Origin of the sequence: Streptomyces sp. NPDC047022, from assembly GCF_040644155.1 — a bacterium.
Taxonomy (GTDB): Bacteria; Actinomycetota; Actinomycetes; order Streptomycetales; family Streptomycetaceae; genus Streptomyces.
The window spans coordinates 590892-615178 of the sequence record NZ_JBEYVV010000001.1 but is presented as its reverse complement, the minus strand read 5'-3'; the positions used below and the strand labels follow the sequence as shown (position 1 = coordinate 615178).

Annotated in this window: 17 protein-coding genes and 1 tRNA gene; 10 read left to right on the top strand and 8 right to left on the bottom strand. The window is 68.2% G+C overall.

Annotation, left to right across the window (positions count from 1 at the left end; translation table 11 throughout):
• Positions 1-177 precede the first annotated feature (177 nt).
• The 3 genes from ABZ845_RS02765 (at position 178) to ABZ845_RS02755 (ending at position 4750) form a co-directional block, all read left to right on the top strand.
• On the top strand, positions 178-1344 hold the full coding sequence (locus tag ABZ845_RS02765; protein WP_360972153.1) for an HpcH/HpaI aldolase/citrate lyase family protein: 1167 nt from the start codon (positions 178-180) through the stop codon (positions 1342-1344).
• Between the two features lie 74 nt (positions 1345-1418).
• On the top strand, positions 1419-3905 hold the full coding sequence (locus tag ABZ845_RS02760) for a phosphoribosyltransferase (RefSeq protein ID WP_360972151.1): 2487 nt from the start codon (positions 1419-1421) through the stop codon (positions 3903-3905).
• A complete protein-coding gene (locus tag ABZ845_RS02755) occupies positions 3902-4750 on the top strand; it encodes an HAD family hydrolase (protein ID WP_360972149.1) in 849 nt (282 codons plus the stop codon). Before ABZ845_RS02760 ends, ABZ845_RS02755 begins: the two co-directional genes overlap by 4 nt.
• Before the next feature lie 106 nt (positions 4751-4856).
• Here the strand turns inward: ABZ845_RS02755 and ABZ845_RS02750 are convergent, their stop codons facing one another.
• A complete protein-coding gene (locus ABZ845_RS02750; RefSeq protein WP_360972147.1) occupies positions 4857-5075 on the bottom strand; it encodes a zinc ribbon domain-containing protein in 219 nt (72 codons plus the stop codon).
• 526 nt (positions 5076-5601) lie between these two features.
• On the opposite strand from ABZ845_RS02750, the gene ABZ845_RS02745 reads away from it, so the two are divergent.
• The 3 genes from ABZ845_RS02745 to ABZ845_RS02735 all read left to right on the top strand — a co-directional run bounded on the left by ABZ845_RS02745 (position 5602) and on the right by ABZ845_RS02735 (position 10462).
• On the top strand, positions 5602-7809 hold the full coding sequence (locus tag ABZ845_RS02745) for a transglycosylase domain-containing protein (RefSeq protein ID WP_360972456.1): 2208 nt from the start codon (positions 5602-5604) through the stop codon (positions 7807-7809).
• Between the two features lie 57 nt (positions 7810-7866).
• The gene (locus tag ABZ845_RS02740; RefSeq protein ID WP_360972145.1) at positions 7867-9147 is read left to right on the top strand and encodes a hypothetical protein; all 1281 of its coding nucleotides are present in this window, start codon (positions 7867-7869) and stop codon (positions 9145-9147) included.
• A gap of 196 nt (positions 9148-9343) precedes the next feature.
• On the top strand, positions 9344-10462 hold the full coding sequence (locus tag ABZ845_RS02735; RefSeq protein WP_360972454.1) for an amidase domain-containing protein: 1119 nt from the start codon (positions 9344-9346) through the stop codon (positions 10460-10462).
• Between the two features lie 100 nt (positions 10463-10562).
• Here the strand turns inward: ABZ845_RS02735 and ABZ845_RS02730 are convergent, their stop codons facing one another.
• Entirely contained in the window at positions 10563-12014 is a 1452-nt protein-coding gene (locus ABZ845_RS02730; protein WP_360972143.1) for a hypothetical protein, read from the bottom strand.
• Between the two features lie 147 nt (positions 12015-12161).
• On the opposite strand from ABZ845_RS02730, the gene ABZ845_RS02725 reads away from it, so the two are divergent.
• A tRNA-Val gene (locus ABZ845_RS02725) sits at positions 12162-12236 on the top strand.
• Between the two features lie 92 nt (positions 12237-12328).
• On the opposite strand, the gene ABZ845_RS02720 is transcribed toward ABZ845_RS02725, so the two are convergent.
• Together ABZ845_RS02720 and ABZ845_RS02715 are read right to left on the bottom strand one after the other, a co-directional pair.
• Positions 12329-13156, bottom strand: coding sequence for a site-specific integrase (locus ABZ845_RS02720; RefSeq protein WP_360972141.1), 828 nt, complete (start codon positions 13154-13156; stop codon positions 12329-12331).
• Between the two features lie 1410 nt (positions 13157-14566).
• The gene (locus ABZ845_RS02715; protein WP_360972139.1) at positions 14567-15379 is read right to left on the bottom strand and encodes a hypothetical protein; all 813 of its coding nucleotides are present in this window, start codon (positions 15377-15379) and stop codon (positions 14567-14569) included.
• A gap of 1011 nt (positions 15380-16390) precedes the next feature.
• Here ABZ845_RS02715 and ABZ845_RS02710 point away from each other — a divergent pair.
• Both ABZ845_RS02710 and ABZ845_RS02705 read left to right on the top strand, forming a co-directional pair.
• Positions 16391-16615, top strand: a complete 225-nt coding sequence (locus tag ABZ845_RS02710; protein WP_360972137.1) for a hypothetical protein — start codon at positions 16391-16393, stop codon at positions 16613-16615.
• 758 nt (positions 16616-17373) lie between these two features.
• A complete protein-coding gene (locus ABZ845_RS02705) occupies positions 17374-18447 on the top strand; it encodes an IS110 family transposase (protein WP_360972135.1) in 1074 nt (357 codons plus the stop codon).
• A 94-nt stretch (positions 18448-18541) separates the two neighbouring features.
• Here ABZ845_RS02705 and ABZ845_RS02700 read toward each other — a convergent pair whose 3' ends face one another.
• The 4 genes from ABZ845_RS02700 to ABZ845_RS02685 form a co-directional block, all read right to left on the bottom strand.
• Complete coding sequence (locus tag ABZ845_RS02700; protein ID WP_360972133.1) at positions 18542-19072, bottom strand: L,D-transpeptidase; 531 nt, start codon at positions 19070-19072, stop codon at positions 18542-18544.
• 711 nt (positions 19073-19783) lie between these two features.
• Entirely contained in the window at positions 19784-20932 is a 1149-nt protein-coding gene (locus ABZ845_RS02695) for a hypothetical protein (RefSeq protein WP_360972131.1), read from the bottom strand.
• A 301-nt stretch (positions 20933-21233) separates the two neighbouring features.
• Entirely contained in the window at positions 21234-22925 is a 1692-nt protein-coding gene (locus tag ABZ845_RS02690) for an ISAzo13 family transposase (RefSeq protein ID WP_360972129.1), read from the bottom strand.
• A gap of 430 nt (positions 22926-23355) precedes the next feature.
• Positions 23356-23757: a VOC family protein gene (locus ABZ845_RS02685; RefSeq protein WP_360972127.1), complete on the bottom strand. Its 402-nt coding sequence runs from the start codon at positions 23755-23757 to the stop codon at positions 23356-23358.
• A gap of 197 nt (positions 23758-23954) precedes the next feature.
• On the opposite strand from ABZ845_RS02685, the gene ABZ845_RS02680 reads away from it, so the two are divergent.
• Positions 23955-24284, top strand: coding sequence for a hypothetical protein (locus ABZ845_RS02680; RefSeq protein ID WP_360972125.1), 330 nt, complete (start codon positions 23955-23957; stop codon positions 24282-24284).
• Positions 24285-24287 lie beyond the last annotated feature (3 nt).

Genomic DNA, 24287 nt, shown 5'->3' with positions numbered 1-24287 from the left:
TGCCTTCTCGGACAAGGTCACGACAACGCGGGGTGTGGCCCCGCGCCCGGCATGGCCGTACCGTCGTCACGGCCGGGTTACCGGAACTTCATGCCGTACGGGAACCCATGACACACAGTTCTACGTACTATTACCGGCCACTCCAATTCAGGCCGTCCAGTACCACGGGGGAGTCTCATGCGTCATTTCGGGCATATCGCCCCGGAGGAGCGGCAGCGTCTCTTCCACCGGGAACCGGCCGTGTTCACCGCGGACTCCCCCGCGCCCGTGCTCGCGGCGGCCCTCGGCGCCACCCTGTACAGCCCGGCGACCCGTCCTCGGCTGGCCGACGACGTGGTCAAGCAGACCGGTCGCGGGGTCGTGTCCATGGTGCTGTGCCTGGAGGACTCCATCGGTGACGCGGACGTCCTGGACGCCGAGGAGAACCTGGTACGGCAGCTCACCGAGCTGTCCCTGCTCAAGGACGCCGAACTGCCGCTGCTCTTCGTCCGTGTGCGGACCCCGGAGCAGATCCCGGACCTGGTGGCCCGGCTCGGCCCGGCGGTGCGGCTGCTGTCCGGATTCGTGTTCCCGAAGTTCACCGAGGAGCGCGGCGCCCTCTTCCTGGAGGCGCTGACCGGTGCCGAGGCGGCGAGCGGGCACCGGCTGTTCGCCATGCCCGTCCTGGAGTCGCCGGACCTGCTCTACCTGGAGACCCGCCGGGAGACCCTGGCCGGAATCTTCCGCATCGTGGACAAGTACCGCGACCGGGTGCTCGCGCTGCGTCTCGGTGTCACGGACTTCTGCTCCTCCTACGGACTGCGCAGAGCGCCCGACATGACCGCCTACGACGTCCAGATCGTCGCCTCGGTGATCGCCGACGTGGTCAATGTCCTGGGGCGGGCCGACGGAACCGGGTTCACGGTGACCGGACCCGTGTGGGAGTACTTCCGGGTGCAGGAGCGGATGTTCAAACCGCAGCTGCGGCGCAGCCCGTTCCTGGAGGGCGAGGAAGAGGAACTGCGCGAGGCGCTCATCGAGCACGACATGGACGGGCTCCTGCGCGAGATCGCCCTCGACCGGGCGAACGGGCTGCTCGGCAAGACCTGCATCCACCCCTCGCACGTGATGCCCGTGCACGCGCTGTCGGTCGTCAGCCACGAGGAGTTCAGCGATGCCCAGGACATCCTGCGGCCCGAGCGCCTCGGCGGGGGCGTGCTGCGCTCCGCGTACACGAACAAGATGAACGAGGTGAAGCCGCACCGCGCCTGGGCCGAGCGCACCCTCCAGCGCGCCGAGGTCTTCGGTGTCGCCCATGAGCACATCGGCTTCGTGGAGCTGCTGGCCGCCGGGCTGCCCGGGTGAGCGCCGAGGCCGCGACGCATGCCGGTGCGCAGCCGCACACCGTACCTTCGCACCGCCGTACCGACAGGGAAAGAATGAAGAACGTGGTTTGGTCCGGGACGTGGGTCGCCGAACGGCTCGGGGTCGAGCTCGCCGGTGACGAGCGACTGCCCGAGCTGCTGGGACTCGCGCTGCGCCGCAACCCCAAGCGGGCGCATCTGCTCGTCTCCAACGTGCTGGGCAAGCACGTCCCGCAGTCCCCGTCCGTCGTCTACGGCCATGGGCTCGCCCTCGGCCGCCGGGTGCGGGAGCTGCTGGGCGACGAAGAGGCCCGCCGGGCTGTCGTCCTCGGGTACGCGGAGACGGCCACGGGCCTTGGGCACGCGGTCGCGGACGGCCTGGGCCTCGCGCCCTGTCTGCACTCCACCCGCCGCCCGGTCGAGGGCGTCGCCCGCGCGGGCGGGTTCGAGGAGTCCCACTCCCACGCCACCTCGCATCTGCTGCTCCCGGAGGACCCGGCACTGCTGGCGGGCGAGGGTCCGCTGGTCCTGGTCGACGACGAGTTCTCGACCGGCAACACGGTCATGAACACGATCCGGGACCTCCATGAGCGGTACCCGCGGAAACGTTACGTCGTGGTCTCCCTGGTCGATATGCGTTCGGCCGCCGATCTGGGGCGGCTGGAGGACTTCGCGGACGAGACCGGCGCGCGCGTGGAACTGCTGGCGGCGGCCTCGGGCACGGTACGGCTGCCGGAGGGCGTGCTGGAGAAGGGCCGTGCGCTGGTCGCGGAGCACGAGGCCGCCGCCCGGCCGGCCGTCCCCGGCCCCCGGAACGCCGGCCGGATCGAGCGGGTCGGCCTCGGCTGGCCTCCCGGTCTTCCCGACGGCGGCCGGCACGGCTTCACGCCCGGGCACCGGGCACGCCTGGAGCGGGAGTTGCCCGCCATGGCCGCACGGCTCGCCGAGGCGATACCCGGCGACGCCCGGCGGGTCCTGGTGCTCGGCTTCGAGGAGCTGATGTACGCGCCGCTGCGCCTCGCCCTTGAGCTGGAGCGGACCGTGGCGGCCGAGGTCCGCTACTCCACGACCACCCGCTCGCCCGTCCTCGCGGTGGACGACCCCGGCTACGCGATCCGCAGCCGGATCGTCTTCCCCGCACACGACGACCCGGCCGACGGCCCCGGTGAGCGCTACGCCTACAACGTCGCGGGCGCCGGATTCGACGCCGTCCTCGCGGTCGTGGACTCCGTGGCCGACACCCCCGCCCTGCACGCCGCGGACGGCCTTCTGCGCCAACTGGCCCATCACATCCCGCACGTCGTGCTCGCGGTCGTCCCCAGCCATGTACCGAAGTCCTCCCGTGCGCCCGAGTCCTCCCGTGCGCCCGAGCCCCCGCACGCCCTTGAAAGGCCCCCCATGCTGTCCGAGCCCCTCCGCGGCCCCGCCTTCTCCTCGTACGCGCCGGACGAGGTCGGGTGGCTGCTCCAGGACCTCTCGGACGTGACGCTGGAGGCACCGACCGAGGAGCGCGAGGAGGCGATCCAGAGCGGCGGCGCGCACTACGCCGAGTCGCTGCCGGTGGAGTACCAGCCGAGCGCCCGGTACCAGGAGCTGTTCCACGCGGCCCTTGACGTGTCGGCCGCGCGGATCGCGCAGGCGGTCGGCGTGGTCACCGAGACCGTCTTCGCCGAGCGCCCGGGGCGGCGTCCCGTCCTGGTCTCCCTGGCCCGGGCCGGAACCCCCGTCGGCGTCCTGATGCGCCGCTGGGCCCAGCACCGCCATGGCCTCGACCTGCCGCACTACGCGGTGTCCATCGTGCGCGGCCGGGGCATCGACGCCAACGCGCTGCGCTTCCTCGCGGAACGCCACGACCCCGCCGATGTCGTCTTCGTCGACGGATGGACGGGCAAGGGCGCCATCACCCGGGAACTCGCCGAGGCCATCGGCGAGTTCGAGGCGGCCGAGGGCGTCACGGGCTTCGACCCGGAGATAGCGGTGCTCGCCGACCCGGGCTCCTGCGTGCGGACGTACGGAACCCGGGAGGACTTCCTCATCCCGTCCGCCTGCCTCAACTCGACCGTCTCCGGGCTGATCTCGCGCACGGTGCTGCGCGCCGACCTGGTCGGCCCGTACGACTACCACGGCGCGAAGTTCTACCGCGAGCTCGCCTCTGCGGATGTGTCGGCCGCCTTCCTCGACGCCGTCTCCGCCCTCTTCGCCGAGGTCGGGGACGCCGTCGACGCGCAGGCCAAGGAACTGCTCGCCGGCGACCGCACGCCGACCTGGGAGGGCTGGGCGGCGGTGGAGCGCATCAGCGAGGAGTACGGCATCCATGACGTGAACCTCGTCAAGCCCGGGGTGGGGGAGACCACCCGGGTGCTGCTGCGCCGGGTGCCCTGGAAGATACTGGCGCGCGCCGGGGCGGGCGCCGATCTGGACCATGTGCGGCTGCTGGCCGAACAGCGCGGTGTGCCGGTCGAGGAGGTCGACGGGCTGCCGTACAGCTGCGTGGGGCTGATCCACCCCCGGTACACGCGTGGCGCCACCGGCGCCGACGGCAAGGCGGTGACGGCCGTATGAGCACCGTCATGAGCCCCGTCACGGACCCGGTCACGGGGCCCGTCCTGGTCGCGAGCGACCTCGACCGTACGCTGATCTACTCGTCGGCGGCGCTCGCGCTGACCATGCCGGACCCGAGGGCGCCGAGACTGCTGTGCGTCGAGGTGCACGAGAGCAGGCCGCTGTCCTATATGACGGAGACCGCCGCCGGGCTGCTCACCGATCTCGGCGACCGTGCGGTGTTCGTGCCGACCACGACCCGCACCCGCAAGCAGTACCAGCGCATCAACCTGCCGGGCTCCGCCCCCCGGTACGCGATCTGCGCGAACGGCGGCCATCTGCTCGTGGACGGCGTGACGGACCCCGACTGGCACACGGCGGTGCTCGCACGGCTCGCTGCCCAGTGCGCGCCGCTCGCCGAGGTGCGGGAGCATCTGGCTGCCACCGCGGACCCGGTGTGGCTGCGAAAGCAGCGGGTGGCCGAGGACCTGTTCGCCTACCTCGTCGTCGAGCGTGAGCTGCTGCCCGAGGAGTGGGTCAAGGAACTGGCCGCCTGGGCGGAGGAGCGTGGCTGGACGGTGTCGTTGCAGGGCCGCAAGATCTACGCGGTGCCCAAGCCGCTGACGAAGAGCGCGGCCGTGCGCGAGGTCGCCCGCCGTACGGGTGCGGTGCTCACCCTCGCCGCCGGCGACTCCCTGCTCGACGCGGATCTGCTGCTCGCCGCGGACCGGGGCTGGCGCCCGGGCCACGGCGAACTGGCGGACTGTGAATGGACGGCGCCCGCGATCAGCGCTCTGCCCGAGCGCGGGGTATTGGCCGGGGAGCGGATTCTGCGGGAGTTTTTGAAGGCGACACGTCAAAAATAGGCGGCCTGTAAGTCAGACCGTCAATAGGCGCTTTTGTCCGGCGGATCGTGAAACGCGGGCGGCCCGCCAACGTAGTAGAGGGTGTGTCAAACGCAGAAGGACGGTTTCAGCCGCAGCAGCCACCGCCGCAGCAACCGCCTCCGCCGCCCGCCCGCGGGGCCGGTGCCGGGCTGGAGGCCGTGCCGCCCACGGCCACGGCCGACAGGAGCTTCACCGTGTCGTCGTGGCCCGAGGGGCAGGTCGCGGGAGCTGCGGACTCCGCCATGGGGCGGCTCATTTCGAAGGTGTCGCCGCAGGTGCGGCAGCGGTACTCGTAGCGAGGCATGACCACAGATTAGCCGTCGGTCAGCGGCCGACCCAGAACCTCGAAGTCATCTCGAAGGTGTCCCAAAGGGCAACCCGGCCTGTCGTGGGGGCGCGAAATCTCCTTAAGATCTCCTCAGAATTCGCGGCTTGACCACTTCTGTGCCACTCCTGTCCCGGGGGATCACACCAGTCGCTGATAATTTATGACAGCCGCGATGAGCAGCAAGATCGTGAGGGGGGGCTCCGTGAAGGGGGCTCGCAGCCACATATGTGGCAGCTGTATCTGCCCGCGCACGCAGCAACGAGTGCGGAGGGGGACGCAGTCGTGACCGAGGCATGGCAGCGAATAGGGGGCCGGCTGCGCCGGAGGCGTGCGCACGCCGGATCCTGGCGTGACTAGCGAGGGCGGGAACCGCCCGCGCCACCACCAGGACCAGCCGGACCGACCGGACCGGACGAGGCAGTCGGGTCGGCAGGACCGGCCGAAGCGCCGTCACCCCGAGGACGGGACGGGGGCCGAGGCGCCGTTCGACTCGGCCACCACCATGTGGCTGAAGGCCGGGGCGACACCGCCGCCGGACGCCACCATGCAGCTGAAGGCCGTGAAGCCCCGGCAGCCGGACGCCGACGAGACCCTCGGCCCGGACGCCACCATGCAGCTGCGGGTACCCCCGCCACCTGGGCCCAAGACCTCCGCTCAGCCCACCACTTCGCCCCGGCGCGGCTCGCGCAAGAAGCCCCCCGCCGGCTCACCGCTCTCTCGTGCCGCCGCGCCCTTCGCGCCGTACGTCAGCAAGCTGAAGCCCATCGCCCGCAGGCTCCGGCCGGCGTACCCGCGGCCGGGTCGCGCCGGCTGGCGGCGCTGGGTGCCCTCCTGGCGCCAGTGGCTGGGTGCCGTGCTGGGCTCCATAGGCCTGAGCGGGGCGTTCCTCGTCATCGCCTACGCCGCCACGGACATCCCGCAGAACCTCAACACCTACGCCACGCAGCAGGACAACGTCTACTTCTGGTCCGACGGCACGCCCATGGCCCGCACCGGTTGGGTGCAGCGCCAGGCGATGCCGCTGAAGGACATACCCGAGCAGGTCCGCTGGGCGGTCCTCGCCGCCGAGAACGAGAGCTTCTACTCCGACCCCGGAATCTCCGTGAAGGGCCTCACCCGCGCCCTGTACCGCACGGTCGGCAAGGGAGACACCCAGGGCGGCTCGACCATCACCCAGCAGTATGTGAAGAACGTCTACCTGAACCAGAATCAGACGGTCAGCCGCAAGTTCACCGAGGCGATGATCGCCCTCAAGCTCGACAACCAGATGAGCAAGGACCAGATCCTCGAGGGCTATCTCAACACCAGCTGGTTCGGCCGCGGCACCTACGGCATCCAGCGCGCCTCCCAGGCGTACTACGGCAAGGACGTCAGCCAGCTCAACGTGAGCCAGGCCGCGTTCCTCGCCTCCCTCCTCAAGGGCGCCGGTCTCTACGACCCCACCCTCGACGCGGCGAACCGCCACCGTGCCGTCGAGCGCTGGTCGTGGATCCTGGACCGGATGGTCAAGATCGGCAAGCTGTCGCAGTCCGAACGCGACAAGTACCGCACGTTCCCCGAGCCGCTCAAGCAGAACCCGCTCTACGACACCGGCCAGCAGAGCGACTACCTGGTGGAACTGGCGGCGCAGTACGCCAAGAAGGCCGGGAACATCTCCGACCAGGACTTCGACCTCGGCGGCTACCAGATCTACACCACCTTCGACCGCAAGCGGGAGAACGCGCTCACGGACGCCGTGACCAAGGCCCGCAAGCAGGGCAAGAAGGCCCTGCCCGGCCCGGCGAAGGACGCCCACTACGGCGCCTCCTCGGTCGCCACCGACGGCCGTATCCTCGCCGTCTACGGCGGCCCCGACCACCGTACGCAAGGCTTCAACGAGTCCAACGTGTACACCGTCCAGGCCGGTTCGGCGTTCCTGCCGTTCGTCTACGCCGCAGGCCTGGAGAACGGCATCCACAAGACCCGCGAAGGCCCGGCGGTACCGGTCACTCCCCAGTCGATCTACGACGGCAACGACGGAATCCCCGTCATCACGCCCGAGGGGCCCTACTGGGACCGCGGCGGCAAGAGGGTCGCCGCCCACAACGACGGCAAGAAGTCCTACGGCCAGATCTCCCTGGAGCAGGCGCTCGTCAAGTCCGTCAACACCCCGTTCATGCAACTCGGCATGGACACCGGCCTCGACAATGTCCGCGACACGGCGGAGGCAGCCGGGCTGCTGCGCTCCACCATGGGCCCGCAGGTGCCCGCGCTGTCCATGGGCAGCGCCACGCCGAGCACGATCCGCATGGCGAGCGGCTATGCCACCTTCGCCGCGGACGGAAAGCACATAGAGCCGTACTCGGTGCGGCGCATCACCCGCAACGGCGCCACGGTCGCCCTCAGCACGTCCGGACCCCACCAGGCCGTGAGTTTCACGGTCGCCCGCCAGGTCACCGAGGCGCTCACGGACTCCTTCCGCACCGCCCACCCGGAGGCGGCCCCCGCCGTCTCCGCCGCCAAGCAGGTGACCGGGACCTCGGGACGTACCCAGGACGACACGGCGAACTGGTACATCGGCACGGCCGACTCCGTCTCCACCGCCATCGTCATCTACCGCATGGACCTCGCCAAGAGCCTCCAGCCCCTGCCGCTGCAAGGTATCGCCGGGACGCGAGCGAATAGCGTCCCCTACGACATCTGGACGAGCGCCATGAGACCGCTCGGCTGACGCGCCGGCGTCGCGCAGACACACCCCCCCGTCCGCTCCTCGCAGAACGAGCCGCCCATGACCTCGAAGACCGGCCGCCGTCGCAAAGCCCGCCCCGCCCGCCCCGCCCGCGCCAACAACCGCCGCAACCTCACGCTGGCGGCCCTTCTCGCGGTCGCGTCCATCACGGTGACCTATCTGGCGGTGGCGCGGCACGACGACACCGCGCCGACCGCCTCCACCGACAGGAACTCCGTCCCGAGGCCGGGGGAGACGCCGAAGTGGGACGGCAAGGTGAAGGTCCTGGGGGACGGCTCCACCTCGCTCACCGGCCCGCAGAAAGGCCAGTTGAAGCCGGTGCCGCTCAAGCCCGGCGAGAAGCCTCCTCAGTTCGTCGTCTTCTCCTGGGACGGCGCCCTGGAGGGCGACGACCATCTCTTCACGCATTACCGGGAGATGGCCAAGCAGTACAACGCCCAGATGACGTTCTTCCTTTCGGGCATCTATCTGTTGCCCAAGAGCAAGAAGGACCTCTACCAGGGTCCGATGCACAAGCCGGGCGAAGCGGCGATCGACTACCCCACCGACGGGCACATCCGCGACACCCTGGGACAGCTGCGCGCGGCCTACGACGACGGTGACGAGATCGGCACCCACTTCAACGGCCACTTCTGCGACGACGACAAGAGCGGCCTTGTCTGGAGCCCGGACCAGTGGAAGACCGAGATCGACCAGTTCTACTCTCTCGTCGAGAACTGGAAGACCAACACCGGCTACAAGGACATCCCTCCCCTGCCCTTCGACTTCAGGAGCGAGGTCGTGGGCGGACGCGCCCCCTGCCTGCAGGGACAGCAGAACCTGCTCAAGGCCATCAAGAGCTACGGCTGGCGCTATGACGCCAGCAGCCCGGGCGACTTGCAGATATGGCCGAAGAAGAAGAACGGCATCTGGGACTTCCCGCTCCAGATGATCCCGTACGCGGGCGCCAACTTCCAGGGCGTGTCGATGGACTTCAACTTCCTCGCCAACCAGAACAACGGCAATCCCAACGGCGATCCGTCCAAGTACCCCGCGTGGGAGAAGCAGGCCGTCCAGTCGTACATGGACGGCTTCAACCGCGTGTACTACGGCAGCCGTGCACCGATGTTCATCGGCAACCACTTCGAGAACTGGAACGGCGGCATCTACATGAAGGCCATGGACCAGGTCATCAAGAACGTATGCACCAAAAAGGGTGTCAAGTGCGTGTCGTTCAAGGAGCTGGCCGACTGGCTCGACGTGCAGAAGCCCGCGACGCTGGAGAACCTCCGGGGCCTCGACCCCGCGCAGTCACCGGACTGGTCGACCGTCGTGAACTGACGTGAGTAGCGGCCTGAGTTCGCCGCGTATTCATAGGTTTCCATTCCACAACACCCTTCACACGACCCACATCTGGCGTGCGAAGATGCCGTCTCCCGGTATTGGTGTACCGGCTTAGAGGGGAACATAATTGAGATCAAGAAAACTGAGCCGTAAGCGGCGCCGCGCCACCATAGTCACGGCCGCAGCCGCCTCGGTGGTCGCGGGCGTTGCCCTGGTGCCCAACTGGAGCGCGGGCGCGGCGGTCACCAACGACCCGACGGTGGACGCGGCGACCAAGGCCACCTTCCAGCGTCTGGCCACCGCGGTCTTCACCGACCGTACGCAGGCCCTGGTGGACGGCGGTAAGGGCGGGGACAACGGACAGCAGCGGACCCGCGGGTTCTCCGGCAAGGTCAAGCTGTCCGGCACGCAGTCGCGTGACGAGAACTCCGCGGTGAGCGAGCTGCACGGCCGCAAGGCCCGCCTCGCGAAGCTGGGGGAGAAGTACAGCGCGGCCACCACGGACGTCAGGCTGGACGCCACGCGGGTCACGGGCCGCACCGCCAAGGCCGACGTCACCGAGACGACGACTCTGACCTACAAGAAGGTCAAGGGCACCGAGCCGAAGACCACCGGCTTCCAGGCCCACCACGAGCTGACGTTCACGGCCGACCGCAGCGGCAACTGGCAGCTGACGCGCATCCAGGACACCGACGACGGCTATCTCGCGGTGAACCAGGTCGCCAAGCCCGCCGTCGCCAAGCCGGCCACGGCCGTCGACGCCGGCCCGCCGGAGGCGACCCGTTCGTCCACCTCGTGGCCCGCGGCGTCCAAGCCGAAGAACTTCTCCGCCACGGGCTACAACTACAAGGCCATGGCGGCGTACGCGGCGAAGTACTGGAACCACTACAACACCGCCTACCCGAACTACAACGGGGAAGGGGCCGGCGGCGACTGCACCAACTTCGTCAGCCAGTCCCTGAAGGCGGGCGGCTGGAAGCACGTCCCGGGCTCGACCTCGGACTTCCACAAGTGGTTCGGCACCGCCGACATCCAGTCGGACTCGTTCGTCGGCGTCAACGAGTTCTCCTGGTTCGCCCTGTCCTCGAAACGGGTCACCAGCCTCGCCAACGTCTACCAGCTGGACGTCGGTGACGTGCTGCAGATGGACTTCAACAAGGACGGGTCCAAGGACCACTCCATGATCGTCACCTACCGCAGCCCGGCGGGCGTGCCCTACGTGACGTACCACTCCACCAACACCTACAACAGGTCGGTGGCGAGCATCGTCGCGTCGTACCCGAACGCGGCGTACTACGCGTACCGCACCTGAGCCTTCGGCCCGGTGCCACTGAACAGGCCCCCTGGCGGCGGAATTTCCGTCGGCGGGGGGCCTGCGGCCGTCCCTGGGCGGTCGCTGCGCGGTTGTGCGGCTACGCCGTCCCCCCGCCCCGTTCCCCGCGAATCCGGGCCACCACGTCCGCGACCGCGCGCCGCACGGCTTCCGTCTCGGTCAAGAAGTGCCAGTAGTCCGGGTGCCGGCCCTCCAGCGCGGCGACCGCCCGCTCCAGCCGGGCCACGGACTCGTCGAGAGGACGGGCGTGCCGCGGGTCGGGAGTCGCACGGCCCGTCATCGCAAGGCGCTGCGCATCCCTGATCGTGAACCGGGTCCGCTCGATCTCCTGCTGCGGGTCCTTCTGCACGGCGTTGAGCCGCCTCAGCCGGTCGCCCGCCGCGGACACGGCCTCGTCCGTCGTGTTCAGCAGCGCGCGTACGGTGGACAGCAGCGAGGCGGCGTCCGGCCAGCGCTGGGCGTCACGCGCGGCCCGTGCCTCCGCCAGCTTCAGCTCGGCCTGCCGCACGGACTCGGCGGCCTGCTCCGGCACCCGCTGGAGGTCCTGCCAGCAGGCTGCCGCGAACCGTCGCCGCAGTTCGCTCAGTACCGGCTCCACCTGATCGGCCCGAGTGGTGAGCGCCTGCGCGCGGGTGCGCAGGGACACCAGCCGGTGGTCGATCTCGGCGGCCAGCTCCGGCAGCCGTTCGGCCTGGGCCCGTACGTCCTCGGCCTCCCGTGCGACCCGTTCCGCACGCTCCAGCGTCTGTGCCACGCCGTGCCGGCCCGCGCCCTCGTTGAGCCGGGTCAGTTCCGGGGCGAGGGCGGCCAGCCGGGCGGCGAGGTCGTCCGCCCGAAGTCCCGCGGCACGGACACCGTCCAGGGCGTCACTGGCGGCGCGCAACGCCTGGCGGGCACGCTCCGCGGCGGGGGCGACCCGGGCGAGCTGGGTCTCGGCCTTCCCGAGCAGCGGCCCGAGGCCCTGACCGAAACGATCCAGCTCCCCCTTGACGCGGGCGAGTTCGTCCTTGGCGGCGCTGAGTTCGCCGCGGGCGCGGGACGCGGCGGAGGCCTCCAGGTCGACGCGGTCGAGGTCGTGGGCGTCGACGGCCTGGATATACCGCCCGCTGGCCTCGTCGATGCGCCGCCCCAGCGCCTCGAAGTCCGCGACGGCACGGCGGGCGTCGAGGGAGTCGTCGACGGCCGCGATGGTCTCGATCGAGATCCTCAGGTCGCGCTGGGCGGTGTCGAGCTCGTAGAAGGCGGTCGCGGCGGCGTCCTTGGCGGCCTGCGCCTCGGCCCGCTGGCCCTCCGCCCGCCCTCCGAACCACCGCCGCGTACCGCCTCCGGCGAACGCCGCCGCGGGAAGGGCGAGGGCGGCGAGGAGAGGCAGCGCGAGCAGGGTGAGCGTGTCACGGCCGGGCGTACGGCGCCGGGGCGTGGCGGGTCCCTCGGCCGGGCACGGCGCGTGCGCCAGGCCCGCCCCTGCCCCCGATCCATGGCGCGCGCATGGCGCGAACGGCGTGCACGGCTGTCGTGGTGTCGCCGTCACATCCCTCTCCCGTGCTGTCATCCGCCCTGCCCGTTTGTCATTCTCCCACCGGTTCAGGACGAACACACAGGGCCTCCGGTTCGCGGTGCGCCGCGCCCACGGTTTGCGAGGCATCCCCCTGGGCGATGTAGGCTGTCCACTCGTCCCGGGCGCGTAGCTCAGCGGTAGAGCGCCGCCCTTACAAGGCGGATGTCGGCGGTTCGAAACCGTCCGCGCCCACCAGTCCTAGGACACGATAGAGGCCCAGGTCAGCGGGTAGGTACCCGAAGTCCTGGGCCTTTATCTTTTCTGGCCGCTCGGCGCCGTCGTGCCACCTACGTGCCATAGGGGCCGTGAGGGGGCCGCTTCACCCTCTTGATCTGACCGTCGACGTAGTCGGCGATCTGGTGATCACGACCGTTCACGAGGTGCTGATAGATCAGCGCGGCCCGCACGGACGAGTGCCCCATGCGATGCATCAGCTCGCGGGTAGTAGCCCCACCGGTCGCGGCCAGAGTGTTGCCGGTATGTCGAAGATCGTGGAAGCGGACGCCGTCCAGGCCGGACGCGACGAGGGCGCGGAGCCAGATCCGCCGGAAGTTGTTCCGCCGCAGGACACCGCCGCGGGCGCCGAGGAAGACGAGCCCGGTTCGGCCGGCGCCGGAGTACTCGGCCAGGTGGTGCGCCAGCTCCTCGATGAGCGAGGCCGGGATGGCCACGGTGCGGACACCGGCAGTGCTCTTGGGAGCCTTCACCACGAGACCGGCGGTGCGTGTCTCGGAGTACGAGCGGCGGACGGCGACGGTGCGGGCTTCCAGATCGATGCCACGGCGCTCCAGGGCCGCCAGCTCACCGAACCGGAGAGCGCAGAAGGCCGCCATCAGGACGAGGGCACGACAATGCGGCGGGACGGCGTCCGCGAGCCGGTACACCTCGGGCACGGTCAGGAAGGGCCGCTCTGCGTGGGAGGCCGTACCGGCACCCTTGATCCGGCACGGGTTGCGCTGAATCACCCCATCGTCCACAGCCGTGTTCAAGCCCCGGCTGCGCTCCGCTCCGCCGGGCGCGCTCCCGGCTCTGGCCGCGCCCGCGCTCCTGCCTTCGGCCCGCTCGGCGCTGCCGCCGCCGACGCGCGCCCACATGTGGATAGGGCCGGAAGCCATGAGTCGATCACCGTAGAGCGCGGCCCACGGTCAAGACGATGCCTCCGGCGGGGGATCGGCCGGCACCGGGATGGAGGGGGCACCGTTCGCGGCCGCGGGTCCGTAGGGGCGTTGCGCGGGGAGCTCCCATCCCGTCCACCATCGACCCAGGCAGAGCCGAGCAGACGCGGCCCATGGCGTCCAGGTCGTTCGTACAGTGGCGCGCTCCACCTGGACGCCATGAACCACGCCCGCTCCACGGTGTGTGGGTTGACGGCGGACGGGATGGGAGCTGGGGTGAGTGGTGGGTCGAGGAGAGTCCAATGGCTACGGGCGTCGCATAAGTAGCCACAGGAGGGTCGTCCTCGTTCCGGCAACCGTCTGCGCAGAAACGTCATCGAGATTCCAAGGCGGCGCCAATGCTCGTCCCGGACTCGGGTCACACCTCCGCTCGCCCTCCGTGTGCTTTCACAGCCCGGCATCCTCTCCTTCTGCGGACCGGGGAGGCTGTAGAAACAGCAGAACATGGCTGCACCGGTCACACACCAAGACCCTGGTCCCGCGCTGACGCGCCAGCCTTTTACCCGCCAGACGGACCTTTATGGATAGCGGGTGCATACCCGCGGCAACTCCCTCCGCCCTAACGAGCGGCCCCTCACACAGCGGACATTGAGACGGATAAAGGCCTCGCACTGGCTCACCACTCAGCTCGTCAAGCACCAATGCTCCTTGATCTCCTAGCAGTTAGTAGCCTGGAGGCTATCCATGGCAGACAGCACCGATGCGCCGTGGTCCCCACCCCGTAGCGTCCCCGATGCAGCCGAAGGGCGACCTGTATGACCGTCCGTGACCGATCTCTGTAGAGCTACGGAACAGAAGCCGTGCGCTTTGGGCCCGATCCCAGGGCCGTGCCACTCTCGTGCCAGAACGGGCGGGGACTCACGGGGAATCCGCAGGTCGCAACCGTGATCGCCCAACCTCGCTCCTAAAGCGGGTGTCGCAGGTTGGTAAGGGATGACGTCACAGATTCAGGCGTGGCTTCTGCTCGCGTCAGTAAGGGCCAGGCCCACGAGAACGAGGGCGAGCGACACCATGCAGATGGTCCTCCGCCGGCGGGTCCAATGACCCCAGCCTCGCCGCCCCTTGCTGCCCACGGCGAGGCCAAGCATGCCGACACCAAAGATGGCGATTCCGATCACGCCGTAAGCGTACAGTCGCCACCCTGAGGCCCTCTCTGGGCCGTTGAAGGAAGTTCAAGGCGGGGGCACGGCACAGGGGCGTGGAGGGCGGCAGAAAGGCGCACGTGCCCCCTGCGTGCCCGATGGGACAGTAACCGGCGGGGAACAACGGGGACCACCGGTGAACACCCCAAGGACGCGCAGGTCAGCGTCTCGCCAGGTCGGGCCGCATCCGCATACGCGATCTTCCAAACTAGTTACGCGGGTGAGGCTTCTCGGGGATCCACTGCGCCCAATCCTCGACGTATTCAGCGGTGACCGGCGTGACCAGTGTGCCTGCCGGGTGGGCGGATGCGATGGTCCTGAACCTCCCCCGCCGAATACGTCGGGGCTCTCCTGGCGTCGGTTCTCCCTCCGCGATCTGAACTACCTCACAGGTTGGTTCCCGGGGGCCGCCAAGAAGATAGTTCCCGCCCGGCAGCAGTTCCTGGTGAGAGACGGAGGCCAAGAGGCTCTCCGACCGCATGGAGCCGATCCGCTCCGTCAGCGTCATCGTGGGTGCCCCAGACTCAACGCTGATCAGGTAACCGCCACGCGCGGACTCGTCATCATCCTCATCGCCGTCAACCGGCACGTATTCGATGAACCCGGCTCGGCGGTTGGCGGCACCTTGTCGCCGGAGATGCGGAGGGACCAGGCTGCGAGGCCTGCCCACCATAGTGATCGCAACGACTGTCGAAGCACTGACTGTCGTGCCGACCAGCAAGACGAGTAGCACGGTCGCCAGCACCACCGACAAATGCTGGTCCACACCACCGATGTGATGGGTGGCATTGAGATAATTGACGGTTGCAATGAGTGCGCCGAGGAAGTACGAGAACGCTCCCAGCGGGAACAGCACTCGCTCAGTCCCCTCCTTCATGTCCGGGGTGTAGATCGCCGAGCGGGACTGGGCGGGAGCCTGCGTGCGCCAACTACTTAGACCACGCTTCACCAGCATCGTCCCGACGCCGAAGCAGAGCAGGGCGACGAGCGCGTTAATGACAAGCATTTGTGGATCACTCATGTAGATGTCGGATACCGCGTCGGATGTCTCGCTGGTCAGAACATCATCGAAAGAGGCAGGCTGACGAGCAAGAGTTCCATCTGCTTGGGACCCTCACACCACAGGTCAGCAGGACTCCAGCCCTTGGATCATCTAGGCTTCGCAAAGCGTGCGGCGCCCTGTGGTTTGCCGTGCACGCCGGCCGACACTTCAGAAGATGCCCTTCGGCTGTGCCCTGCGTGCCCGTTCCGGCGGGATGCAGCGGGGACTCACGGAGTGCAGCGGTGCCGATCGCGCTCCGGCCCAGGGCAGGGAGTTGCCAGGTCAGCCGTCATCCGCATACGGCGTCTTCCAACCTGGAGCTCTGGGGCACCGTCAAGCCGCAGGCCACAGCCGTTACGCCTGTGCTGCCCGTGCAGTAGCCTTCCCGCGGAGGGGTGCCATGTCTGCGTGGATCATGTTGGGCTCCGGCTGCTTTGTCGTAGTCCTGGGCGTGTTGACCTTGACCGGCAGCCCGGGAATCGCAGCGTATGCCCGGTCGCCTAGGGCTGGTTGGGGTCGGATAGCGATGGGTGGCGGCTTCGTCCTGGACGGTGGAGCTAAACTTCTCGGCTCCTCTTCCGGGGCTGGGGTGGTTGTTTCCTCCATTGCCCTGGGGCTCGTCGTGCTCGGTGCGGCGCTTCAGATCCGGGCTGGAGGGTTCGCCAGGGCCCGTCATGCTGGCGACGGGGATTGAGCAGCGCCCTTACTCCCTGGCCAGGACGACCGTCAAGTGAGCCACTGAAGGCCGACACCAGCGGCTGACACCAACAGCCGCGAACACGGTCGGAGTCCGACGTACTCCAGCGGCCGGCGTCGAGCCGCTTTCCCGGCAAAGTGCAGGGTCCGGAAGACGCCGTGATCGACCGGGTCGAGATGAGGCCAGACTGCAAAGCCTGGCGGGGAGCCGTCATCAATCGACGGACGGCACTGGGCCGATCACCCTACGGTCCAGCCATGCCGAACGATGCGCCCGATCCTTTCAAGGAAGTCATGACGCGAGAGTCCCTCGCCGCCGTGATCCGCAGCCTCAGCGACGACTTTCACCGACGAGGCGAGGAATGGGAGAACCGCACTGTGGAGGACTACCTCGGTGCACTCGCCGCGTGGATCACGGACTCGCCCGGCTCGTACCGGTACCTCGGCGAAGACTTGCCGACGGAAGGCGACTGGACGTTCTTTGCGCGGGCTCTCAGCGCGGCCGTGGTCTACGAGTAGCCGGAAGGGCCGTGCCCCTCCCTCGGCCGTCTGCTCGGGTTGGCTCAGGCGTTGGGACGCTTGCCGTGATTGGCCTTCTTCTTCTTGCGGCCGCGTCGCTTGTTCCCTCGCTTAGCCACGGTGTACATCTCCCTAATTGGGGACTTTCTATGCCCTCGCCAGTCTAGATTCGGCCCCGCGTGTTCGCATCAGCGGTGCCGCGGCCACAGCGCCCATAATGGCGCTCCGCCACTCCAGAGGCCGTGCAGGGCTCGGACCATCAAGCGCCTTCTAAGCGCGTAGCCCCTCTGCGCGTGCCACAGCCGTGCCACATAGAGCGGTCTCCCACGGTCAACGACGGCTGTCCACAGTCGAGAAGCGTCGCTGACCTGGGCTGCCCCTACAGCGGCGGTGACCTGGTCGCATCCGCTGCTGATCACGCCGCCCTTACAAGGCGGATGTCAGCGGTTCGAAACCGTCCGCGCCCACCGGGAAAAAGACCCCCAGCCGATCATGGCTGGGGGCCTTTGACATTCACATCTGACTGTGAGGATGTCGGTGGCGCCGCCCGAGGCGGCCTGACCCGCCGACTGACCGACGCGCAGGCTGTCTTGTTGATGAAATGTCGGCCGGCTCGGGTGGTGCCGCCTGCGCGCGGCCGGTCGGGCGTTTGTGACCTCATAGGAGCCCGGCCAAAGGTCCCATCACAGTCTTGTCCTCCCGCCCGACCGGCGCGTGCCATCCCTCATGCGTCGCACGGAAGGACAGCACTCATCAGCATGGCAGACGAGATTGCGGTGATCGGCGGCGTCGACACCCACACCGAATTCCACCAGGCTGCAGTGATCGACTCCATCGGCCGACACCTGGCCACCGAGGCCTTTCCCACCACTCACGACGGCTACCGTCGGCTACTGGAGTGGCTTCGCTCGCACGGCGAGGTCATGGCCGTCGGCGTCGAGGGCACCGGCGCCTACGGCTCCGAACTCGCCCGGCTGCTGCGGGCGAGCCAGGTCACCGTGATCGAGGTGGACCGCCCTGACCGACGAGCCCGCAGGGCAGGCGGCAAGTCCGATCCCATAGACGCCTTCGCCGCGGCGACAGCCGTACTCTCCGGCCGGGCCAGCGGGACCCCCAAAACCCGCGACGGCATCGTGGAGGCCATCCGCGCCCTGCGAGTGGTCCGGCGCTCGGCCGTCAAGGCCCGCACACAGATCATCAACCAGATCCGCACCCTCATCATCACCGCGCCCGGCGAGATCCGTGAGCGGCTGCGCACACTCGCCCCCGCCGAGCTGATCAAGCAGCTGTCACGGTCCCGGCCCGGCACGGACACCCGCGACCCGGCCTGCGCGGTCAGGATCGCCCTGCGGCGCCTGGCCCGCCGCCACCAGTACCTCACCGAGGAGATCGCCGACGCCGATGCCGAACTGAAGTCGCTGGTGGCCGAAGCGGCACCCTCGCTGATCGCCCTGCCCGGAGTAGGCATCGAGACCGCCGCCCAGCTCCTGATCACCGCCGGCGACAACCCCGAACGGCTCGCCTCGGAAGCATCGTTCGCGCACCTGTGCGCGGCAGCCCCGATCCAAGCCAGCTCGGGCCGCACCAACCGGCACCGCCTCAACCGCGGCGGCGACCGCCGGGCCAACCACGCACTCCACATGATCGCGCTGGTCCGCATGCGCTACGACCAGCGGACCCAGAACTACGTCGCCCGCCGCACCGCCGAAGGCATGTCCAAGAAGGACATCCTCCGCTGCCTCAAACGCTTCATCGCCCGCGAGGTCTACCAGCACCTCACCCCCCCCACCACATACCGAAACCACTCACACAGACCGCTTGACGCTCTATAGGAGTCAGCTTCATCAACGACGCTTCGGTCGGCCAGTCGAGTTTGACCGCAGGGCACTTGCAGCTCCTGGTTTCGTCGCCGAGGTGTACGGGGCGCTACGGACCGCTCAGGCCGCCAGTTCTCTTGACAATCACTGTGTCGCCGACCCGGCTGAAATCGTAGAAGCGGTGGGCGTCCACCGTGCTCAGGTGGATGCAGCCATGGGAGGTATCGGCCCGGCCGATGGCGTGGTCCCAGGGCGCCGCGTGGACGAACACGCCGGCGCTGGTCAAGCGCACCGCCCAGTGGACCGTGAGGGCATAGTAGTTGGGATTACGCGGATTGCACGTGATGTTCGCGCTGCACGAGGTCATCCGGATGACCTCGTTCTTGTCCAGCACATGGAACGTTCCGGACGGCGTGCGGAAGGCGGCCTTTCCGAAGCCCACAGTGAAGGTCATCACCGTCCGACCGTGATCCGTGACGGTCATCCGGTGAGTCGTCTCGTCGATCGTCGAAACGTGGCCATCGGAGGAGGCCAGGGCGGGACCGGCGCCCAGCGTCAGGACGGCTGCCAGGGCACCGGCCAGAGCGAGCCGAGTGGCGTCACGGAGGCGCGAGCTTGAGGCTTGGCGTCGGTCTGCCATGTCCAATCACCACCGCTCTTGTGCACAAACCAGCATATTCCCCCCGTTCCTCATGTCGGGATGACCCCAGGATGCCCTCGCGCAAAAATCGAACATATGATTGAAATCGAGAGGAACCATTCACCGGAGCATGCACCGAGGCAGAGGGCGAGGCATCTCACTGCCGCGGTAGTTGGAGCGGCGGGTCTTCGCGACAGTGGTCCGAGGCTTCCCCGGGTACCGATAGATCGATCTGCACGAGGGCGTCCGACACACCTCCGACACGCTTTGTGCCACTGGACCCGTCTGACGAGCTCCGCCGCACGTCAGAGAGCTGCGAGGGCCGATCGACGCATTCACTCCGGTGCCGTTGCTCATCGCCGGAATGCCATCCTCCGGTGAATACGCGGTGGAACGGATCACTCAAGCATCTTCGTAGCTGCTTAGCCCCAGGTCAGAGCATTGATAGAACGGAAGCAGATCAGTCTCTCCCAGGCGCTTGGCCGCAGGTCCGAGTGCTGCCGGGGGCGCCACTGAGAGCCCTCCCTGCGGGAGGACCTTTTCGCTGGTCAGAACCAGTGAAGCTCGATACAGCGAAGCCCCGGGCTCCTTCTCGATGATCCAGAGGAGCCTCCGGGGCTGTCCGGCTGGAGGTGGCAAGGTCCAGCGATCATCTTCGTCACAGTGTGCTGGGGTGTGGTCGGATGCCCGCCGGGTTTGGTTCGTGAGGGGTCAGCCGACGCAGCCGGTGACGATGACGGGGCTGCCGTCGCAGTTGGTGGGGATGTTGTTCCGGATCTCTGACCGGTTCACGGTGAACTGGGTGTCGGTCCACACGCCGCCCGGTGCGACGGTGGAGGCGTTGTCGTTCACCTGACTGTGGTCGAGCGTCACCGTAGCGTCGTGGCTGTAGATGCCGCCGCCCTGTGAAGTGCCGGAGCCGTTCGCGCTGTTGTGGTGGACCGAGCTGTTCTGCAGCACCAGGGAGCTGCCGCCGCCGTCGTAAATGCCGCCGCCATTGCCGTCGGAGCCTCCGAGGACGTTGCCGGAGACCTCGGTTTTGATGAGGGTCAGCGAGGCATCATTGTAGATCCCGCCGCCGTTCGAGCCTGTGGTGGTGTTGTTGAGGATCTTGCTGTTGATGAACTGGACGGTGCCGGCCTCGACGTCGAGGCCGCCGGCTTCAGCGCCGCTGGTGTTGTTCTTCAGGGTGGTGTTGCGATAGACGTCGTCACCGCTGCCGTGATAGATGGCACCGCCGTCACTGGCGGCGAAGTTGCGGGCGAACTCGACCCCGTCGGCGGTGACGGCACCCTCCGACTGCAGGCCCCCACCGCTGAAGCCCGAGTTGTTGAAGGTGAACTCGCTGCGGGTGATGTACGCCGTTGCTCCGAACCCGGCATAGACGCCGCCTCCCTGGCTGACGGCGGTGTTGTTGTCGAGGGTGACCTTGTTGAGCTTGAGCATGCCGGAGTCGTCGACGAGGATGCCTCCCCCGTTATCGGGCGAGTTGCCGCCGCGGATCGTGATGTCGTCGAGCCGGAGGGCACCGGTGGAAGTGACGTGGAAGATGCGGAAGGCGCCGGCCGTCAGCCCGTCACGGACGATCGTGGCATCCCGGCCCTCGATGGTGAGTTGCCTGTCGACGGGGGGCAGCCCGTCGTCGCTGGAGTAGGCCGCGGTCAGGTGATAGGTGCAGTGGCGGGCGAGGACGAGCGTGGATCCCGCCGGGGCGGTGGCGATCGCGGTGGTCAGGGCCGTGGTGTCGCACGGCACCTGGATACCTGATCCCGATCCTCCCGCCACGGCCGGTACCGCACTCACGCCATTGGCGAGAACCGTGGCCAGGGCGGCGATGCCGGACAGGTTGGTGTATCGCATGGCTCTCCTTGAAGTGCAGGCACCTTCGGAGCACAGACGGCCCCTCGTCCGCGTCCCGGACACTGGGAGCAAAGCCGCCTCCCGCACCTCTCCCAGTGAGCCGCAGCCCCTCCTCCCCCAGACACAGCAGCAAATACGACCAAGTAGCTGAATCCGCCACCCGACAGGACTGCAAAACGAGGACACTTCCCCGTCGCCACCGGTGATCCTCCACAGGCGCGCCAGGCAATCCGTGACACGGTCGCGTCGGCCTGCACGGCGTGGTGAAAGGACAGGGCGAGTACTAAGGGCCCGTAAAGAATCAACGCGTTGGTTTGGCCTGCGTCGTGGGGGTCGCGCCGTGTGCGGTGGCATGGACGAGGAGCCCTGCCAGGGTGTTGAGGTGTGCTGCTGGGGGCCTGGGTGTGTGTGCGTGCTGGTCCATCAGGCGCCGGATCTCGCTGGTGGTGTGGCGGATGGTGTCCTTGCTGACGGAGAAGAGGTCGGCCAGCACAGTGGGTGGCAGGGCGAGGTTTTGTTGCAGCACGGTGACCAGGACCCGGTCGGCCAGGTCGAGTTTGGCTTTGCGGCCGCCGCCCGGGGCCCGGCGTCGTTCACCGCCGTCGCGTCGTGTGGTGGTGTCCTGTTTCTGCAGCGCCTGCCAGTCGACGGTCAGGGTCTCGGTCAGCTCGGTCAGTGCGGTGCGGGTCATGCCGGTCAGTGCGGGGTGTGACAGAGCACCACGGTCGAACACCGCCGCCGGCTCGGACGTTGGTCCGGTGGGGGCGGCCGGGCTGGCGGGGTGGGGGTGCACGGTGTAGTTCCATTCGCCATGGAAGGCATGTCCGGTGACCGGCACTGCGTTCAGCTCGGCGTCGCTGACCTTCACACCGGTGGGGTAGCTGCCGGGGTCCAGTTCGGCGTGGACAGTCAGACCGGTGCGGGTGGTGGTCGCGGCGATGCTGTTCACGATGACGTCGTGGCTGGTCAGCGGGCGGCCGCGCCAGTTCATCGTGATCGCGGAGAACAATCGGTGCTCGATCCGATTCCATTTCGATGTGCCCGCAGGCATGTGGCAGACGGTGACGGCAAGGCCGGTCTCGGCGGCGAAGGCCGCGAGTTCAGTCTTCCAGGCGCGGGTGCGGTAGCCGTTGGAGCCACCGGCATCGGCCGTGATCAGCAGCCGGGTGGCGCCGGGGTAGTCGAGGCGTCCTTGCCCGTTCCACCAGCGGCGAATCGACTCGACCGCGAACGCCGCGGTGTCGTGATCCGTACCGACGTTCACCCAGCCGGTGTCCGCCGCCAGGTCGTAGATGCCGTAGGCCAGGGCCTTGCCCAGGGCATCGCCGGGGAAGTCATGGACGTCAACCCGCACCGGATCACCGGCCGGCCGCCATTCACGTCCGGCATTTTTGAACTCCCCGACGACTTCCTTCTTCTTCGTGTCCACGCTGACCACCGGCTGACCGTACGCCTGATGGTCCTTGGCCTGGTCGTTGATGTACCGGAACTGCGCGTCCCGGTCAGGGTGCTGAGCACCCTCGAGGGTCTTGGCGTTGGCCTGCAGACTGAAACCGTTCTCCCGCAACAACCTGCCCACGGTCGGCGCCGAAGCGGCATGGCCCTGCCGGGCCAGCTCCCCGGCCAGAGACCGCAGCGACTTGGTCGTCCAGCGCAGCGGCGACATCGGATCGCCCCTCTCATCCGGCTCGACCAGCGCCAACAGAGCCGGAACGAGCAGCGGGTCAAGCTCCTCGGCGCTCTTGCGACCGCCGCCGTCCCGGCGAACCCGGCCATCGGGCAGCGGGTCCTCACCGCCCTCCAGCTCGAAGACGCCCTTCCGCACCGTCGTCTCGCTCACCCCTGCGGCACGCGCGACGGCCCGGACCCCGCCATGCCCCAGCAGCCGGGCCTCGGCGGCCAGTGCCAGCCGCTGCTGCCGCTCATTGAGATGAGGGAACAACACCCCGAACCGCAGGGCAAGTTGGTCACGAACCTCGCTCGGTATGCGCATACCACACCAACGACAAGGAGACCGCGAAGCAACGTGTTGATTCTTTACGGGCTAAGACGTCGCAGAAGAATTCGGCGAACAGCAAGAGCGTCTCCGCCCGCACAGCCGGGGGACGCCCGCGAGGTCTCGACACTGCCTTCCATTTGGTGGCGGGTTTCGCGGCGGCGCTGGTTGCCGCGGGCGGTTACCTGGTGCTGCGGCACCGTAGGACCTCCCGGGGCTGACGTCTGCTGGGCATGGCAGGCCCCCCGTACTCGTTCGGCTGAGGAGTACGGGGGCGTGTGCGGGGAGGGGGGAAGGGGCCAGCCGGTGCGCACGAGTGTCCGTAGGGTGGGCGCGGAATCCAGGCGTCCGGTGAATGCACGAGTGTGGTCGACGGCGGACGGGATGGGAGCTGGGGAGAGTGGTGGGTGAGGAAGTGGGCGGCTGACTAGTGCCAGATCGGGCCCTGGTCGGTCCAGATGACGCCCTTGTTGCGGCACAGGCAGAAGGGGTGGCCGATCGGGTCGGTGTAGACCTGCCAGCCGTAGCCGTTGGGGCCGATGAAATCCTGCCTCAGCGTCGCGCCGAGGTCGAGGACGCGGCGCTGCTCGGACTCGATCTCGTCCACTTCGAAGTCGAGGTGGAACTGCTTGGGGTGCTCGCTGTCGGGCCACTGCGGAGCGCGGTAGTCGTCCACCCGGATGAATGCCAGCTCTATCTCGCCGAACTGGATGCCAGCCCAGTCCTCGGAGCTGCCTTCCTTGACCGGACGGCCCGTCATCTCGGAGTAGAAAGCCGCCAGCTTCATCGTGTCCGGGCAGTCGATAATGAAATCGGTGAGTCGCAGCATCCCGCGATCTTGTCACAGGCTCACACCCGATCCATCCAGGGCGACTGAACGCGTGCCACAACGGTGCCAGAACGAGCGGGGAGTCACGGGGAACAGCAGGCGTCCACAGGCCGTGAAGCCCACGCCCTCTGGAGGGCTCATTCTGCAGATCAGCCACCGAGTCGACCAACCACGCTCCTAAAGAGGTGCTCCCAAGCGTGCTGGCGCAGCAGACCTCAACCAGGGCCTGTCCCGTGTCCATGAATGCTCCCCACGTGGTTGATTCTCCGTGGACAGCACTCACCCGCGTCGAGCATGACCTGATGGTCAGCGCAACTGAGGCATCGGGCATCCTCGCCTATGCGACGAACAGCAAGGACGAAGACGGCCACGCTGTCGATCTTCAGCACATTGTGCTCGGTCTCGTTGACCGCGGCTGGGTGCACGTCCATCGCCTCGAGCGGTGGACTTCCCCGGATGGGCAGGCAGGCGCGACATACGGACCACCGATACCGCGTGCGGAAATCCCCGCCGGGTGTGCTGCGTGAGGG

Bases quoted from the DNA above. Each gene is read 5' to 3' on its own strand.
- ABZ845_RS02750 (WP_360972147.1), bottom strand. From the start codon at position 5,075: ATGCCTCGCTACGAGTACCGCTGCCGCACCTGCGGCGACACCTTCGAA.
- ABZ845_RS02755 (WP_360972149.1), top strand. From the start codon at position 3,902: ATGAGCACCGTCATGAGCCCCGTCACGGACCCGGTCACGGGGCCCGTC.
- ABZ845_RS02710 (WP_360972137.1), top strand. From the start codon at position 16,391: ATGACGCGAGAGTCCCTCGCCGCCGTGATCCGCAGCCTCAGCGACGAC.
- ABZ845_RS02695 (WP_360972131.1), bottom strand. From the start codon at position 20,932: ATGCGATACACCAACCTGTCCGGCATCGCCGCCCTGGCCACGGTTCTC.
- ABZ845_RS02700 (WP_360972133.1), bottom strand. From the start codon at position 19,072: ATGGCAGACCGACGCCAAGCCTCAAGCTCGCGCCTCCGTGACGCCACT.
- ABZ845_RS02760 (WP_360972151.1), top strand. From the start codon at position 1,419: ATGAAGAACGTGGTTTGGTCCGGGACGTGGGTCGCCGAACGGCTCGGG.
- ABZ845_RS02720 (WP_360972141.1), bottom strand. From the start codon at position 13,156: ATGGCTTCCGGCCCTATCCACATGTGGGCGCGCGTCGGCGGCGGCAGC.
- ABZ845_RS02715 (WP_360972139.1), bottom strand. From the start codon at position 15,379: ATGAGTGATCCACAAATGCTTGTCATTAACGCGCTCGTCGCCCTGCTC.
- ABZ845_RS02765 (WP_360972153.1), top strand. From the start codon at position 178: ATGCGTCATTTCGGGCATATCGCCCCGGAGGAGCGGCAGCGTCTCTTC.
- ABZ845_RS02740 (WP_360972145.1), top strand. From the start codon at position 7,867: ATGACCTCGAAGACCGGCCGCCGTCGCAAAGCCCGCCCCGCCCGCCCC.
- ABZ845_RS02705 (WP_360972135.1), top strand. From the start codon at position 17,374: ATGGCAGACGAGATTGCGGTGATCGGCGGCGTCGACACCCACACCGAA.
- ABZ845_RS02685 (WP_360972127.1), bottom strand. From the start codon at position 23,757: ATGCTGCGACTCACCGATTTCATTATCGACTGCCCGGACACGATGAAG.
- ABZ845_RS02745 (WP_360972456.1), top strand. From the start codon at position 5,602: ATGTGGCTGAAGGCCGGGGCGACACCGCCGCCGGACGCCACCATGCAG.
- ABZ845_RS02690 (WP_360972129.1), bottom strand. From the start codon at position 22,925: ATGCGCATACCGAGCGAGGTTCGTGACCAACTTGCCCTGCGGTTCGGG.